General features: G+C 72.2%; 11 protein-coding genes. 4 read left to right on the top strand and 7 right to left on the bottom strand.

Going from position 1 to position 15,705, the window contains the following annotated elements; genetic code table 11:
* Positions 1 to 187: 187 nt before the first annotated feature.
* From ACFCZ1_RS17695 to ACFCZ1_RS17710, 4 genes are all read right to left on the bottom strand, one after another.
* A complete protein-coding gene (locus ACFCZ1_RS17695; RefSeq protein ID WP_376679189.1) occupies positions 188 to 1,423 on the bottom strand; it encodes a branched-chain amino acid ABC transporter substrate-binding protein in 1,236 nt (411 codons plus the stop codon).
* Between the two features lie 552 nt (positions 1,424 to 1,975).
* On the bottom strand, positions 1,976 to 2,377 hold the full coding sequence (locus tag ACFCZ1_RS17700) for a hypothetical protein (RefSeq protein ID WP_376679190.1): 402 nt from the start codon (positions 2,375 to 2,377) through the stop codon (positions 1,976 to 1,978).
* 295 nt (positions 2,378 to 2,672) lie between these two features.
* Complete coding sequence (locus tag ACFCZ1_RS17705; RefSeq protein ID WP_376679191.1) at positions 2,673 to 3,155, bottom strand: PaaI family thioesterase; 483 nt, start codon at positions 3,153 to 3,155, stop codon at positions 2,673 to 2,675.
* A gap of 54 nt (positions 3,156 to 3,209) precedes the next feature.
* A complete protein-coding gene (locus ACFCZ1_RS17710) occupies positions 3,210 to 5,480 on the bottom strand; it encodes an FdhF/YdeP family oxidoreductase (RefSeq protein ID WP_376679192.1) in 2,271 nt (756 codons plus the stop codon).
* A gap of 133 nt (positions 5,481 to 5,613) precedes the next feature.
* On the opposite strand from ACFCZ1_RS17710, the gene polA reads away from it, so the two are divergent.
* Positions 5,614 to 8,337 carry a DNA polymerase I gene (gene polA / locus ACFCZ1_RS17715; RefSeq protein ID WP_376679193.1) on the top strand — a complete coding sequence of 908 codons (2,724 nt, stop codon included), beginning with the start codon at positions 5,614 to 5,616 and terminating at the stop codon, positions 8,335 to 8,337.
* Positions 8,338 to 8,373: 36 nt separating this feature from the next.
* On the opposite strand, the gene ACFCZ1_RS17720 is transcribed toward polA, so the two are convergent.
* On the bottom strand, positions 8,374 to 9,234 hold the full coding sequence (locus ACFCZ1_RS17720) for a DUF4184 family protein (protein ID WP_376679194.1): 861 nt from the start codon (positions 9,232 to 9,234) through the stop codon (positions 8,374 to 8,376).
* A 184-nt stretch (positions 9,235 to 9,418) separates the two neighbouring features.
* Here ACFCZ1_RS17720 and ACFCZ1_RS17725 point away from each other — a divergent pair, with 184 nt between their 5' ends.
* Positions 9,419 to 10,648, top strand: coding sequence for a lytic murein transglycosylase (locus tag ACFCZ1_RS17725; RefSeq protein ID WP_376679195.1), 1,230 nt, complete (start codon positions 9,419 to 9,421; stop codon positions 10,646 to 10,648).
* Positions 10,649 to 10,692: 44 nt separating this feature from the next.
* Here ACFCZ1_RS17725 and ACFCZ1_RS17730 read toward each other — a convergent pair whose 3' ends face one another.
* Entirely contained in the window at positions 10,693 to 11,679 is a 987-nt protein-coding gene (locus ACFCZ1_RS17730) for a hypothetical protein (RefSeq protein ID WP_376679196.1), read from the bottom strand.
* Positions 11,680 to 11,905: 226 nt separating this feature from the next.
* Between ACFCZ1_RS17730 and ACFCZ1_RS17735 the strand changes: the two genes are divergently transcribed.
* Positions 11,906 to 12,046: an SPW_0924 family protein gene (locus ACFCZ1_RS17735; protein WP_106971437.1), complete on the top strand. Its 141-nt coding sequence runs from the start codon at positions 11,906 to 11,908 to the stop codon at positions 12,044 to 12,046.
* Positions 12,047 to 12,060: 14 nt separating this feature from the next.
* On the top strand, positions 12,061 to 13,035 hold the full coding sequence (locus ACFCZ1_RS17740) for a DUF3068 domain-containing protein (RefSeq protein WP_376679197.1): 975 nt from the start codon (positions 12,061 to 12,063) through the stop codon (positions 13,033 to 13,035).
* On the opposite strand, the gene ACFCZ1_RS17745 is transcribed toward ACFCZ1_RS17740, so the two are convergent.
* On the bottom strand, positions 13,025 to 15,703 hold the full coding sequence (locus ACFCZ1_RS17745) for an ATP-dependent RNA helicase (protein ID WP_376679198.1): 2,679 nt from the start codon (positions 15,701 to 15,703) through the stop codon (positions 13,025 to 13,027). The genes ACFCZ1_RS17740 and ACFCZ1_RS17745 overlap by 11 nt on opposite strands.
* Positions 15,704 to 15,705: the final 2 nt, after the last annotated feature.

Raw genomic sequence — 15,705 nt, forward strand, 5'->3', positions numbered from 1 at the left:
CACCCACACCCCCCACAATCCGCCGGCCGCCGCTTTTTTTTCTCAACCCCCCCCCCCCCCCCCCCGGGGGGGCCCCCCCCCCGGGGGGGGGGGGGGGCCCCCCCCCCCCCCCGCGGCTGGTTCTTTTTGAGGGGTCAGGCCGTCTGGGCGGACCGGCCCGGGAGTCCCGGCTGGCGGGACGTGGTGGTTACTGGTTGAAGGTGTCGCTCTTGACGTCGATCCACTTGCCGCCCTCGACCTTGTAGACCGTGAGCTGCTTGTTGGTGGTGTCGCCGTACTGGTCGAAGGCGACCTTGCCGGTCACACCCTCGAAGGAGACCTTGCCGAGAGCCTCGACGACCTTGGCGCGGGCGTCGGTGGGCAGCTTGCCGCTGTTGGCGGCGACGACGGCCTTGACGGCCTGGATGACGGACCAGCCGGCGTCGTAGGAGTAGCCGCCGTAGGCCGCGTAGGGGTCCTTGTAGCCGGCTGCCTGGTAGTCGGCGATGAAGGTCTTGGCGGTGGGGAGCTTCTCGACCGGGTAGCCGATGGAGGTGGAGAGGTCGCCCTCGTTGGCCTCGCCGGAGGCGGTGATGAAGGCGGGGTCCTGGATGCCGTCGCCGCCCATGAGCGGGATGTTGGCGCCGGTCTTCTTGATCTGGTCGGCGAGCAGGCCGCCCTCGGGGTACTGGCCGCCGAAGTAGACGGAGTCGGCACCGGAGGTCTTGACCTTGTCGGCGGTGGAGGAGAAGTCGGTCTCCTTCACGGTGACGTGGTCGGTGCCGACGACCTCGCCGCCGAGCTTCTTGAACTCGTCGGAGAAGATCGCGGCCAGGCCGGCGCCGTAGGTCTGCTTGTCGTCGACGACGAAGACCTTCTTCTTGCCGGCGTCCTTGAAGAGGTACTGGGCGGCGAACTTGCCCTGGACCACGTCGGTGGCGGCGGTGCGGAAGTAGGTGTCGAAGGGGCGCTTGAACTCGCCCTTGCCCCAGTTGTCGCCCTGGCTGAGCGAGGGGTTGGTGTTGGCGGGCGAGACCTGCGCCAGCTTGGCGGAGGCGAAGACGCCCTGCATCTGCTGGGCGACGCCGGAGTTCAGGGGGCCGACGACGCCGACGACGTCCTTGTTGCCGACGAGCTTGGTGGCGTTGGCCTGACCGGAGGCGGGGACCGCCTGGTCGTCGAGGGCCTCGACCTTGAACTCGATGCCGGGGACCTCGTTGTTCTTGTTGGCCGTCTTGGCCGCGAGGTCGACCGAGTTCTTGATGCCCTGGCCGAGAGCGGAAAGCGAGCCGGTGAGGGGGGCGTCCACGCCGATGACGACGACGGTCTTCTTGCCGTCGGTCTTGTCCCCGGACTTCGCCTCGTCGCGCGATCCGCAGGCGGTGAGGGTCAGTGCTCCCGTGGTGATCACGGTGGTGAGGACGAGCAAAGAACGGTGTCGCACGATTCTTCCTTTCCCTGGCGCGGCTCCCTCTGTGAGGTGCCGTTCGGTCGCCGGGCCGCACTGGGATGTACAGCGGCCGTGCTGGTCGCGCCCAGCGGCGCGGTGACTGGCCGTGACTCTAGGCCCGAGGTGGTGAACACGGGGAGCGGAGAAAGGAGGATGTGACGCTCTTGTTATGCCAAGGCCAAGAATGCGTGGTGGGAGTGTGGACAAAACGGACGTTTTGCGACACCTGGGAATGTCCGCATCGTGAGAATTACCTGTTCCCCTAAGGGGCTTGAGGCCTCCATGCACCTGTCTTAGATCAAATCCCGCCAAATGTGGCTGCGTGTGTCCGGAAGAATTCACCGGGTGGTCATTCCCAGGGGAAAAGGCGGGATTACATACGACGTGACCATTACGCAGAGTGATGCGCGAGGGTGCGCGGGGATGGTCCACATCGCTCGGACGGATCTTGCTCTCGGGGTGAATGTGCCCCTCACCTGCGGTTCGTCCCTGCGGTGCCGAGTGCCCGGAAGGCGGACAGCGCGCTCGGGAATGCGGTGACCTGGCTCACGTCGGGGGGCGCCAGTTCTCCGAGCTCCACGTCGCGCCGCCCTGCTCGGCGCACCGCTGGGCGACGAGCCGGTCGATCAGCTCAAGTGCCTTGTCCCGCCCGGCAGTTCGCTCCTCGGCGCGGCCTGCGGCCACGGCTTCCTCGTGGATCGCGTACTGGTCGTTGGACAACCCCTTCTGCTCCCAGTCCAGACCGGACCACTTGGTGCCCAGGAGGGTCTCGTTCGCCCAGTAGGACACGAGGCTGGTGCAGATCTGTGCGGGGGAGGAAGGGCTGGACGCCGGGGTCTCGGTGCCGGCCGCGGGGGGTGGGGCGGAAGGCGAGCATCCGGTCAGGGCGAGCGCCGCGAGCAGGGTGGAGGCGGCGTACCGGACCGTGGAGCGTGGCTGGGTCCCCATGAGGGGAAGGTAGGCGGTCACCATCGGTGACACAACAGCGGCGGCCGCAACGGGCGCGGACTGGCGGATTCCGGTCGGGTCGGGGCCCGATGGGGGCAGGCCCGGACCTGCCGCGCGCGGGGCGGGGTCCGGGCCTGCTGGTGGTGCCCGTGTGCGGGCGCGCTGCCCTGTCCCGGGTGGCGGCAGGGACCGGGCGTGCTGCCGCTGTCCCGGGTGGCGGCAGGGACCGGGTGTGCCGCCGCCGCCCCGGGTGGGGTGCTGTAGGGACGGGGCGTGCTGCCCGTGTCCCGGGGGATCAGGCTCCGGCGGAGGCCTCGTCGGCCGGGGCGGCGTCGCGCAGCAGGCAGGTCAGGCGGGCGCTGCACACCCTCCGGTCCTGCTCGTCGCTGATCGCGATGTCGAAGGTGGTGGTGGAGCGGCCGCGGTGCACGGGGGTGGCGACGCCGGTGACCGTGCCGGAGCGGACGCCCCGGTGGTGGGTGCAGTTCAGGTCCACGCCGACGGCGATCTTGCTGATGCCGCCGTGCATCATCGCGCCGATGGAGCCGAGGGTCTCGGCCAGCACGGCGGAGGCGCCGCCGTGCAGCAGGCCGTACGGCTGGGTGTTGCCCTTGACCGGCATGGTGCCGACGACCCGCTCCGCGGAGGCCTCCAGGATGCGGATGTCCATCCGCTCGCCGAGGTCGCCCGCCGAGAACAGCGCGGGCAGGTCGATGCCCAGGGCCGCGTACTCGTCGAGGACGTCCTGCGGGAACTTCACTGCGTGCTGCTCGCCCATGGGCCGGCTCCGTTCGTCAACGCTCGTTAACCTGCTTGTCCTGAGGTCGTTCTATCAGGCCGGTTCGAAGCGGATGACGACGGACTTGCTCGCCGGGGTATTGCTGGTGTCCGCGGTGGAGTCGAGCGGCACCAGCACGTTGGTCTCGGGGTAGTACGCGGCCGCGCAGCCCCGGGCGGTCGGGTAGTGCACGACGCGGAAGCCGGGCGCGCGCCGCTCGACGCCGTCCCTCCACTCGCTGACCAGGTCCGTGTAGGAGCCGTCCGCGAGCCCGAGCTCCTCGGCGTCCTCGGGGTTGACCATGACGACGCGGCGGCCGCCGGTGATCCCGCGGTAGCGGTCGTCGAGGCCGTAGATGGTGGTGTTGTACTGGTCGTGGCTGCGCAGGGTCTGGAGCAGCAGCCGGCCTTCGGGGACCTTCGGGTACTCGACGGGCGCGGCGGTGAAATTGGCCTTGCCGGTATTGGTGGGGAAGCGGCGCTCGTCGCGCGGGGCGTGCGGGAGCCGGAAGCCCTCGGGGCGGGCCGCGCGGGCGTTGAAGTCCTCGAAGCCGGGGATCACGCGGGAGATCCGGTCGCGGATGGCCGCGTAGTCCCGCTCGAACTCCTCCCACGGGGTGGCGGAGGCCGGGCCGAGGACCGCGCGGGCCATGCGGGCCACGATCGCGGGCTCGGAGAGCAGGTGCGGGGAAGCCGGGGGCAGGTTGCCGCGGGAGGCGTGGACCATGCCCATGGAGTCCTCGACGGTGACGAACTGCTTGCCGGCGGCCTGTACGTCCTTGTCGGTGCGGCCGAGGGTGGGCAGGATCAGGGCGCGCCGGCCGGTGACCGCGTGGGAGCGGTTGAGCTTGGTGGAGACGTGCACGGTCAGGGAGGCGCGGCGGATCGCGGCCTCGGTGACGTCGGTGTCGGGGGTGGCGCCGACGAAGTTGCCGCCCATGGCGAAGAGGACCTTGGCCCGGCCGTCGCGCAGGGCCTCGATGGAGCGGACCACGTCGTAGCCGTGTCCGCGCGGCGAGGTGATCCGGAATTCGCGGTCGAGGGCGTCGAGGAAGGCGGGCGCGGGGCGCTCGAAGATGCCCATGGTGCGGTCGCCCTGGACGTTGGAGTGGCCGCGGACGGGGCAGACGCCCGCGCCGGGGCGGCCGATGTCGCCGCGCAGCAGGAGGAGGTTGACGACCTCGCGGATGGTGGCGACTGCGTGCTTGTGCTGGGTGAGGCCCATGGCCCAGCAGACGATGGTGCGCTTCGAGGCCAGGATCATGGCCAGCGCCCGCTCGATCTCGGGGCGGGTCAGGCCGGTGGCGGTGAGGGTCTCGGCCCAGTCGGCGTCCTTCGCGGCGGCGGCGAGCTCCTCGTAGCCGTGGGTGTGCTCGCGGATGAAGGCCTCGTCGGTGGCGCCCTCGGTCTCGATGACGAGTTTGTTGAGGAGGCGGAAGAGGGCTTGGTCGCCGCCGATGCGGATCTGCAGGAAGAGGTCGTTCAGGGCGGTGCCCTTGAGCATGCCGATCGGGGTCTGCGGGTTCTTGAAGCGTTCCAGGCCGGCCTCGGGCAGCGGATTCACCGAGATGATCTTCGCGCCCGCGGCCTTGGCCTTCTCCAGGGCGGAGAGCATGCGCGGGTGGTTGGTGCCCGGGTTCTGCCCGGCGACGATGATCAGTTCGGCCTGGTGGAGGTCTTCGAGGGAGACGCTGCCCTTGCCGATGCCGATGGTCTCGTTCAGTGCGGAGCCCGAGGACTCGTGGCACATGTTGGAGCAGTCGGGCAGGTTGTTGGTGCCGAACTCGCGGGCGAACAGCTGGAAGAGGAACGCGGCCTCGTTGCTGGTGCGGCCCGAGGTGTAGAAGAGGGCCTCGTCGGGGGAGTCGAGGGCCGTCAGCTCCTCGGCGATGATCTCGAAGGCCCGCTCCCAGGGGACGGCCTCGTACCGGTCGGCGCCCTCGGGCAGGTACATCGGCTCGGTGATCCGGCCCTGCTGGCCCAGCCAGTACCCGGAGCGGCCGGCGAGGTCGGCCAGCGGGTGCGCGGCGAAGAAGTCCGGGGTGACCCGGCGCAGCGTGGCCTCCTCGGCGACCGCCTTGGCGCCGTTCTCGCAGAACTCGGCGGTGTGCCGCTTGTCGCCCTCGGGCCAGGCGCAGCCCGGGCAGTCGAAGCCGTCCTTCTGATTGACCTTGAGCAGGGTGCGCGCGGTGCGGACGACGCCCATCTGCTGCTGCGCGATCCGCAGGGTGTGCCCGATCGCGGGCAGGCCGGCGGCGGCATGCTGGGGGGGCGCTACCTGCGGCGCGTCCTGTACGGGATCACCTGCGGGCGGCTTGGTGGCCATGTCGCTCCCCTTTGAGCAGTCGAGCATCGCAGCGTCGGCCGCTGCGCGTATTCGCGTACACGTCCGATCCTGTCACGCCCTGCGGACATCGCCGACGCCGTCATTGTCGGCGGGGCCGCCTAGGATCGGGGGCGTGGCAGAGAACGCATCGCAGAAGACCGACCAGACGACCGCAGCGGACCGCCCCCGCCTGATGCTCATGGACGGGCACTCCCTGGCGTACCGGGCGTTCTTCGCGCTGCCCGCGGAGAACTTCACGACCGCGACCGGCCAGCCGACGAACGCCATCTACGGCTTCGCGTCGATGCTGGCGAACACGTTGCGCGACGAGGCGCCCACGCACTTCGCGGTGGCGTTCGACGTGTCCCGCAAGACGTGGCGCTCGACGGAGTTCCCCGAGTACAAGGCGAACCGCTCCAAGACCCCCGACGAGTTCAAGGGGCAGGTCGAGCTGATCGGTGAGCTTCTCGACGCGATGCACGTGCCGCGGTTCGCGGTCGACGGCTTCGAGGCCGACGACGTGATCGCGACGCTGGCGACGCAGGCGGAGGCGGCCGGCTTCGACGTGCTGATCGTCACCGGCGACCGCGACTCCTTCCAGCTCGTCTCCGAGCGCACCACCGTGCTGTACCCGACCAAGGGCGTCTCCGAGCTGACCCGGTTCACCCCGCAGAAGGTGGAGGAGAAGTACGGACTCACCCCCCAGCAGTACCCGGACTTCGCGGCGCTGCGCGGTGACCCGTCCGACAACCTGCCGGGCATCCCGGGCGTCGGTGAGAAGACCGCCGCCAAGTGGATCACCCAGTTCGGTTCGTTCGCGGAGCTCGTGGAGCGCGCCGAGGAGGTCAAGGGCAAGGCCGGGCAGAACTTCCGGGACCACCTGGAGGCCGTCAAGCTCAACCGCGTCCTGACCGAGATGGTCAAGGACGTGGAGCTGTCCAGCGCCCCCGCCGACCTGGCCCGCGTCCCGTACGACCGGTCCGCCGTGACCGGGGTGCTGGACGTGCTGGAGATCCGCAACGCCTCGCTGCGCGAGCGGCTGCTGGCGGTGGACCCGGGAGCGGCCGAGGAAGCGGCCCCGGTTCCGGCGGCGGCGGGTGTGGAGCTGGACGGCTCGGTGCTGGGCGCGGGCGAGCTCGCGCCGTGGCTCGAAGCCCACGCGGGCGGGCCCCTGGGCGTGTCCACCGTCGACAGCTGGGCGCTGGGCCAGGGCAACATCAGCGAGATCGCGCTGGCCTCGGCCGCGGGTGCGGCCGCCTGGTTCGAGCCGTCCGAGCTGGACGAGGCCGACGAGCGGGCCTTCGCGGCCTGGGCGGCCGACCCGGCGAAGCCGAAGGTCGTGCACAACGCCAAGGGCCTGATGCGGGTCTTCCCCGAGCACGGCTGGAGCCTCGCGGGCGTCACCATGGACACCGCGCTGGCCGCCTACCTGGTCAAGCCGGGCCGTCGGTCCTTCGCCCTGGACGTACTGTCCAACGAGTATCTGCACCGGGAGCTCGCGCCGGCCGCCGCCGACGGCCAGCTGGCCTTCGGCGCCGACGAGACCGCCGAGGCGGAGGCGCTGATGGCGCAGGCCCGCGCCGTCCTGGACCTGGGCGAGGCCTTCACCGGCAAGCTCGCCGAGGTCGGCGCGGCCGAGCTGCTCCACGACATGGAGCTGCCCACCTCCGAGCTGCTCGCCCGGATGGAGCGGTCCGGCATCGCCGCCGACCGCGACCACCTGGAGGCCATGGAGCAGCAGTTCGCCGGAGCGGTGCAGCAGGCGGTGAAGGAGGCGCACGCGGCGGTCGGCCACGAGTTCAACCTCGGCTCGCCCAAGCAGCTCCAGGAGGTCTTCTTCGGCGAGCTGGACCTGCCGAAGACGAAGAAGACCAAGACCGGCTACACCACGGACGCGGACGCGCTGGCCTGGCTGGCCACGCAGACCGACCACGAGCTGCCGGTGATCATGCTGCGGCACCGGGAGCAGGCCAAGCTGCGCGTCACCGTCGAGGGCCTGGTCAAGACCATCGCCGCCGACGGGCGGGTGCACACCAGCTTCAGCCAGACCGTCGCCGCGACCGGACGCCTGTCCTCCACCGACCCCAACCTGCAGAACGTGCCGGTGCGCACCGACGAGGGCCGCGCGATCCGCCGCGGCTTCGTCGTCGGCGAGGGCTTCGAGTCCCTCATGACCGCCGACTACAGCCAGATCGAGCTGCGCGTGATGGCCCACCTCTCCGAGGACGAGGGCCTGATCGAGGCCTTCGCGACCGGCGAGGACCTGCACACCACCGTCGCCTCCCAGGTGTTCGGCGTGGAGCGGTCCCAGGTCGACGCCGAGATGCGCCGCAAGATCAAGGCGATGTCGTACGGCCTCGCGTACGGGCTCTCCGCGTTCGGTCTCGCCCAGCAGTTGAACATCGAGCCCGCCGAGGCGCGCGGCCTGATGGACACCTTCTTCGAGCGGTTCGGCGGGGTCCGGGACTATCTGGGCCGCGTGGTGGACGAGGCCCGGGCCACGGGCTACACGGCGACGGTCTTCGGGCGCCGCCGGTACCTGCCGGACCTCAACAGCGACAACCGCCAGCGGCGCGAGGCCGCCGAGCGGATGGCGCTCAACGCCCCGATCCAGGGCACCGCGGCCGACATCGTCAAGGTCGCGATGCTGCGCGTGGACAAGGCGATCGTGGCGGCCGGCCTGAAGTCGCGGATGCTGCTCCAGGTCCACGACGAAATCGTGCTGGAGATCGCCCCGGGCGAGCGCAAGGAGGTGGAGGAGCTGGTGCGCCGCGAGATGGGCGCCGCCGTCGAGCTGCGGGCCGCGCTGGACGTGTCGGTGGGCGTCGGCCCGGACTGGGAGTCCGCCGCGCACTGACGCCCGTACGGCAGGTCCGGCGCCCGTCCCCGTCGCTCAGGCGGTGGGGACGGGCGTTCGCGTTTCCTCGTCCGCGGGGCGCCCGGTCCGGTCGTGGCGGTGCCTCAGCCGTACGAGGATCCCGTAGACCAGCAGGGCCACGGCCAGGCCGCCGCCCGTGCCGAAGCAGATGGTCGGGATGATGTCGAGCGGCGTACGGATCCGGTCGAAGAAGGTGAAGAAGCGGATGATGCGCACGGTGACGGCGACGCCCACGCACACCACCAGCAGGGCGAGCGCACCCAGGAACTCCGCGCGGGATAGCACGGGCACCGATGCCGGGACGGCGGAGGCGGGGAGCCGGCGCAGGGCGGTCGTCGTGAACCACAGCAGCAGGCACGCCGACGCGGCCGAAGTGCCGTACTGGAGGAAGGTGTAGGGCGGGAAGCCGAAGGCGATCGGCTCGCCGAGCCAGGGCAGCGCGTTCGTCCCCCAGCGGTCCATGTGCGTGAAGCTGTCCCACACCACGTGCGTGAGGGAGCCGACGACCGCCGAGACGTAGAACCAGGCGAGGAGCGCGGCCGGCCGGGGACGCTCGCGCCACTCCTCGCCCCGTACGAAGGCGTGCACCCTGCCGCGCCGGTTGCGTGGCAGGAGCGCGATCAGCGGCTCGCGCAGCAGCAGCCAGAAGGCCACCAGGACGGCCGTCAGTACGGCGTCCAGGGTGAAGATCCCGGGCAGCGAGTGCGTGAAGCTCCCGTACGCCATGGCGCCCTCGACGACCGCGTCCGTGAAGTAGAAGGTGTCGGGCGCGAACGACCCGAGGACGAGCGCCGAGGCGACGAGGGGGCCCCGCGCACGCCCGGTCCGGCGGATGGCCGGAAGTACGGCGGCCGCGTGGCTGAGAGTGAACGGCATGGCGCCTCTCCTCGGTGTTCCCGTGGACGTTCCCTACTTCGGGCCATTGCTCCCGAAGGGTCCAGACAGTATGCGTGACCTGCCTGGGGACGTGGGGATGTGGTGAATTCCGGGCGACCTTGCGTGCTGTGTGCAGTGAGTTGACGTAGGGTCACGCGGACGTCGAGGGGGAGGGGTCCGGCTCATGTCGGCTCGAATAATCGGACGCAGGCTGCGCAGGGGTACGACAGCCGCCCTGGTGTCCGCTCTGGTGATCGCCGCGGTGACCGCGTCCCAGGGCCCGGCGGGCGGGAGCGGCGACCGGCTCTCCGCCACCGGGGAGAACGGCGCACAGCCGTCGCCGGCCGCGGACACGGCGGGTGGCGACTCCACCTACCTCACCGAACTCCCGCCGCTGGTGAGCCCGCAGCCGCCGGCCGTGCTGCTGCCGGAAGAGGGTCCGCCGGCGGCGCCGCAGGCGCCTACGGGCTCGCAGGCCGCGCCGGCGTCGGCCGTGACCGGGCCCGCGGAAGGGGCGCAGGGGATACCGGCGAGCGTGCTCGCGGCGTATTTGGGCGCGGAGCAGAAGGTCGGGCAGAGCGACCCCGGATGCGGACTGCGCTGGCAACTCCTCGCGGCGATCGGCAAGGTGGAGTCCGGGCAGGCGCGCGGCGGCCAGGTCGACGCGGGCGGGACGACACTGCGGCCGATCCTGGGGCCCGTGCTCGACGGCAACGGCTTCGCGAACATCTCGGACACGGACGGCGGGGCCTACGACGGGGACTTCCGCTACGACCGGGCGGTCGGGCCGATGCAGTTCATCCCCTCCACATGGGCGGCGTGGGGGCAGGACGCGGACGGCGACGGCCGGCGCAACCCGAACAACGTGCACGACGCGGCCCTCGCGGCCGCCCGGTACCTGTGCGCGGGGACCCGGGACCTGAGGGCGGACGCGGACCTGGACCGGGCCGTGCTGTCGTACAACCGGTCCACGGAGTACCTGCGGACGGTCCGCTCCTGGTTCGCGTACTACCTGAAGGGCGCGCACGAGATCCCGGACCGGGCCGGCACGGGCGCGGGCCCGAAGCCCACCCCGCCGAAGCCGAGCCCGACGCCCACCCCGACGCCGGACCCGAAGCCCACCCCGACGCCTTCGCCGACGCCCACTCCGACGCCGGACCCGAAGCCTTCGCCCACGCCGACCCCGACGCCTTCGCCCACGCCGACCCCGACGCCTACGCTCAGGCCGACCCCGACACCCACACCCACGCCGACACCCACACCCACGCCGACACCCACACCCACGCCGACGTCCAGCCCCACGCCGACCCCGACGTCCAGCCCGACGCCAAGCTCGTCACGCACGCCGAAGCCCACCGTGTCGCCGTCCTCCACTCCGGCGGTGCCCCGGCCGACCCCGGGGCAACGCGGCTAGGCCGTGTCTTGTGGATCAGGCCGGGCCCGCGGATCGAGTCGGGATCAGTTCGTGCAGCCGGAAATCGCCCCGACGGGCCGGCAGTTGTTGGGCGTGTTCTCGAAGATCCGGCTCCTGACGAGGGTCAGGGCGGTGCCGGCGGAGGTTCCTTGCCAGACGCCGCCGCCGTTGAGCGCGATGTTGCGCCGCACCTTTGTGTCCGTCAGCGTGGTGGTGCCGTCATTGGCGATGCCGCCACCCGTTTGGCCCGCGCGGTTGTCCGCGATGGTCGTCGAGGAGATGTGCAGCGGAGAGCGGTCGTTGTAGATTCCGCCGCCCTGCTGGAAGGCGCGGTTGCCCTCGATGCGCGAGTTCTTGATGGTCATGGAGACCCCGGCGGTGAAGATGCCGCCCCCCAGCTCCGTGGCCTGGTTCCGCACCACTTTGGTCTTCTGCAGCAGGGTGGTGCTTCCCGGCCCGTTGTAGATGGCACCACCCCGCTGGGCAGCACTGTCCCGCACGACGCTGTCGTACATCTCAAGGGTGCTGCTCTGGTTCACGAAGATGGCGCCCCCCTGGTTCGCCGTGCTGTTGGTCACGGTGCTGCGCTTGAGGATGAGCGTCCCTCCGTCCGTGGGCAGGTAGGTGCCGGCGTAGTCGAGATAGCCGCCGCCGGTCGCGGTGACACCCTCGACGGTCAGGCGCCCGCCGGGGCCGTCGATCTGCGCGATGCGGAAGCCCTCGGTCGCGTCGGGATCCCGTCGGATGGTGGTCTTGTTCCCCAGCAGCGTGACGGTGCCCGTGATCAGGGGCAGGGCGTTGGGGCCGAGACCGCCGGTCGACGCGGGAGTGAGGACGTTGTAGACGCATCTGGGTGCGAGCCGGATGGTGTGCGGTCCGGTGTTGTTGTTCGCGGCGACGATTGCGTTGTTGAGTGCGGTGACGTCGCACGGAATGGCCGCCAGGGAGGTCGCGTCCGCGGTGTTGCCGAGACTGAGCGCGGCCACGACCGGCACAACCAGGGCCGCGGCCTTGAGTCGACGTCTCTGCATCGCTTCTCCGATCATTTTGTGTAATCGTTTGATTACGTTCCGTTGATAATCAGTGTTCCATGGGGTGGGTGCCCCGCCGTGCGCAACGCGGGGGCGGGCGTGCCGGCGGGGGTCGAGGTCCCCCGGGCGGCCCAGTGGTGATCTGTGGCTCGAACGGTTCTCATCTCGCCTCCGCGTTGCTACGGTGCCCCCTCTCTGACGACTCATCAGATTTCGGAGCCCCGGCATGCGCGCATTCGTCGCCGCCGTCATCGGCCTCGCGGCCGCGCTGGCCCTCGTGTTCGCCATCACGGCCTTCGGGGTGCCCGAGGGCGAGACCTCACCCAAGCCCCTGCTCACCACCGCGCCCCCCGCGCCCGGAAAGTAGAGGAGGGCCCGGCCATGCGACGCAGAGTGAGCCTTGTCCTGCTGGCCCTAGCCGTGTTCTGCGCGGCCCTCGCGCCGCTGCTGCGCTGGTACGCGTACCCCCGCCTCGCCAAGATCCCGCCGGGCCAGTACCAGGAGGTGGTCCTGGAGGCGAAGGACGCGACGCTCCTCGACTACACCGGCGGCATGCAGCCCAAGAAGGTCGACAAGGTCACCATCGTCCAGACCCTCAAGGGGAACGTGGAGGCGTCGAGGGAGATCGAGTCGAGCGCCGGCAAGGACGTCGTCGTCTGGGACACGCTGACGTACATCATCGGGCCGGACGGGAAGATGGTCTCGCAGATCCCCGAGCGCTACATTTTCGACGCCCACACCCAGGACCCGGTGCACGCCACCGGTGAGATGGTCGACGGCGACGCCGTCACACGCGAGGGCATCGAGTTCAAGTGGCCCTTCTTCACCGAGCCGCGCGACTACCTGTACTTCGACGCGCAGACCCGTACCTCCTCGCCGATCCACTACGTCGGCCCGCGCACCTACCGGGGCATGGACGTCTACTACTTCGAGCAGACCGTCCCGTGGACCAAGGTCCCCATGCCGAAGAAGATGCCGGTCGAGGGCATCGACCCGGCGACGATCGAGGCGGCCACCGGCACCACCCTCTGGTACACGACGAAGGCCATGTTCTGGGTCGACCCGGTGACCGGGGCGCCCGTCAACGCCGAGCAGGAGATCCAGCAGGAGATGCGCGGCGGGATCGCGGCGGGCGGCCCCGACGGCAAGCTCACCGCCTTCGCCGGGCACGTGAAGATGCGCGAGGACTACGCCGACCACACCCTCGACCTGGTCGCCTCCAACCGCACGAAGGTCCTCGCACTGCACACCTACGCGCCGATCGGCCTGGCGGCCGGCGGGTCGGCGCTACTCGGGCTGGCCCTGTGGCTGGAAGCCCGCGGCCGGCGCGGGCGGGCGCAAGAGGTCAGCGCCTGAGGCGGGCGTTGGTGTGGCGGGTGGGCTCCGCGGTGGCCGGGTCCTCCGGCCAGGGGTGCTTGGGGTAGCGGCCCCGGAGCTCGGCGCGGACGGCGCGGTAGCCGCCCCGCCAGAACGAGGCGAGGTCGGCGGTGACGGCGGCGGGACGTCCGGCGGGCGACAGCAGGTGCACCAGGACGGGCACGCCCGCCACCCGGGGCGTCTCGGCCAGCCCGAACAGCTCCTGGAGCTTCACGGCCAGCACCGGCTGCTCGGCGGAATAGTCCACCCTGATCCGGGACCCGCTGGGGACCTCCAGTCGTTCCGGAGCCAGCTCGTCCAGCCGGGAGGCCTCGCCGGTGGCCCACGGCAGGAGCCGGTGCAGGGCCTGCCCGGCGTCGATCCGGCCGAGGTCCGAGCGGCGCCGGGCGCGGGACAACTCCGGCTCCAGCCAGTCGTCGGCCCGGTCCAGCAGCGCGCCGTCGTCCGCGACGTCGGGCCACGCGCCGCCGAGCGTCCGGTGCAGGAAGCCCAGCCGGGCCCTGAGCCCTTCCGCGTCCGCGGACCAGCGCAGCAGGCCGAGGCCCTCGGTGCGCAGCCCGTCGAGCAGGGCGGCCCGAACGAGGAGCGGGTCGGGGCTGCGCAGCGGGCGTACCGCGAGCTCGATCGCGCCCAGCCGCCTCGCCGCGCGGGCGACGACGTCCCCGTCCTCCCAGTGCACCTCCTCGGCGGCCGTGCGCAGGTGCCCGGCGGCGGCCATGGCGGTGTCCTCGTCGATGACGGCGGCGAGCCGGATCCGCGCGGACGCGGAGTGCGGGGGCCTGTCGGCGACGGCGACCGCGAGCCAGGGGGCGCGGCGCAGCGGTGACCCGTCGCCGAGCTCGGCCGCCGTGCCCGAGGCCATGAGGAAGGCCGTCTCCGCCCTGGCCTTCGCCACCCGCTCCGGGAACGCGAGCGCGGCCACCAGCCCGGCGGCGCCGTCGTCGGGCGCGGGCCCGCTGCCGGGGCCGCGCCCCGGAGCCCGCTCTTCGGACGCCGGAGGGGCCGGAGCCCGGCCGGTGCCGTCCGCCCGGCGAGACCCGGCCCCGCCCGGGGCCCCCGCCGGATCCGGGGCGGAGCCCGGGGAGCGGCGCCCGGCGTCGCGCGCCCCGGTGTCGGCGCGGGGCGGGGTGGGGGAGGGCCCCGCGGGGTCCTGGGCGGCCCGCTCCAGCCGACGGACCTCGGCGCGCCAGCGCGACGCGTAGGGGTCCGACCCCCGCCGCGCCTGCCGCCAGGCACCGGCCAGGTCGTCCCCGTACTCCCGCGGCGGCTCCTCGCTCAGCAGCGCCACCACCTCCGCGGCGCGGCGTGCCCCGACGGCCGAGGAGCCGTCCAGCAGGGCCCGGGCCAGCCGGGGGTGCAGGCCCAGCCGGGCCATCCGCAGCCCCCGCGGGGTCGGCCGTCCCGCCCGGTCCACGGCGCCGACCGCGACCAGTACCTCGCGCGCCGCGGCCATCGCCCCGGCGGGCGGCGGGTCCAGCAGCGCCAGACCCGCCGCGTCCGGGTCGCCCCAGCAGGCGGCCTGCAAGGCGAACTGCGCCAGGTCCGCGATGCGGATCTCCGGCGCGGGGAACGCGGGCAGGCGGACGTCCTCCGCCTCCGTCCAGCAGCGGTACACCGCACCCGGCGCCTCACGCCCGGCCCGGCCCGCCCGCTGGCGCCCGGCCGCGCGGGAGGCCCGTACCGTCGCCAGCGCGCCCAGTCCCCGCGCATGGTCCACCCGGGGCTCGCGGGCCAGCCCGGAGTCCACCACCACCCGGACACCCGGCACGGTCAGGCTGGACTCGGCGACCGCCGTCGCGAGGATCACCCGGCGGTGCGGCGAGGCCGTCAGCGCCGCGTCCTGCACGGCCGCCGGGGCCCGCCCGTGGACCTGGAGCACCTCGGCGTCCACCGCACCCAGCTGCCCGGCCACCCGGGCGATCTCCCCGACGCCGGGCAGGAAGCACAGGACGTCACCCTCGCGCTCCGCGAGGGCCCGCCGCACCACCGACGCCACGTGCGTCAGCTGGGCCGGGTCCACCCGCATCCCGTGCGGGGGCCGCACCGGCCGGGCCGGCGGGGCCCACACGGTCTCCACCGGGTACGAGACCCCGGCCGCCTCCACCACCGGCGCGTCCCCCAGTACCCGCGCCCATCCGGCGGCGTCGGTCGTCGCCGAAGCCGCGACCAGGCGCAGCTCCGGACGGAGGGTTTCCCGTACGTCCAGGAGGAAGGCGGCGACCGTGTCGGCGTCCAGGTGCCTCTCGTGGCACTCGTCCAGGACCACCAGGTCCACGCCGGCCAGCTCCTGGTCCCGCTGGAGCCGCTGCAGCAGCACTCCGGTGGTGACCACCTCCACCACGGCCGACGGGCCCACGACCCGCTCCCCGCGCACGGTGAAGCCCACCGAGTCGCCGACGGCCTCGCCGAGCAGCCAGGCCATCCGCCGCGCCGCCGCCCGGGCGGCGATCCGTCGCGGCTCGGCGACCACGACCCGGCGCCGCGGGCCGCCGCCCACCAGCCCCGCCAGCACCAGCGGCACCAGCGTGGTCTTGCCCGTGCCGGGCGGGGCGCACAGCACGGCGGTGCCGTGGACGTCCAGCGCCGAGACGAGGGCGGGCACGGCCTCCCGTACGGGAAGGGCGTCGAGGGCGGCCTGGCGGATCAAGG

Source organism: Streptomyces sp. NPDC056224, from assembly GCF_042267665.1.
Taxonomy (GTDB): domain Bacteria; phylum Actinomycetota; class Actinomycetes; order Streptomycetales; family Streptomycetaceae; genus Streptomyces.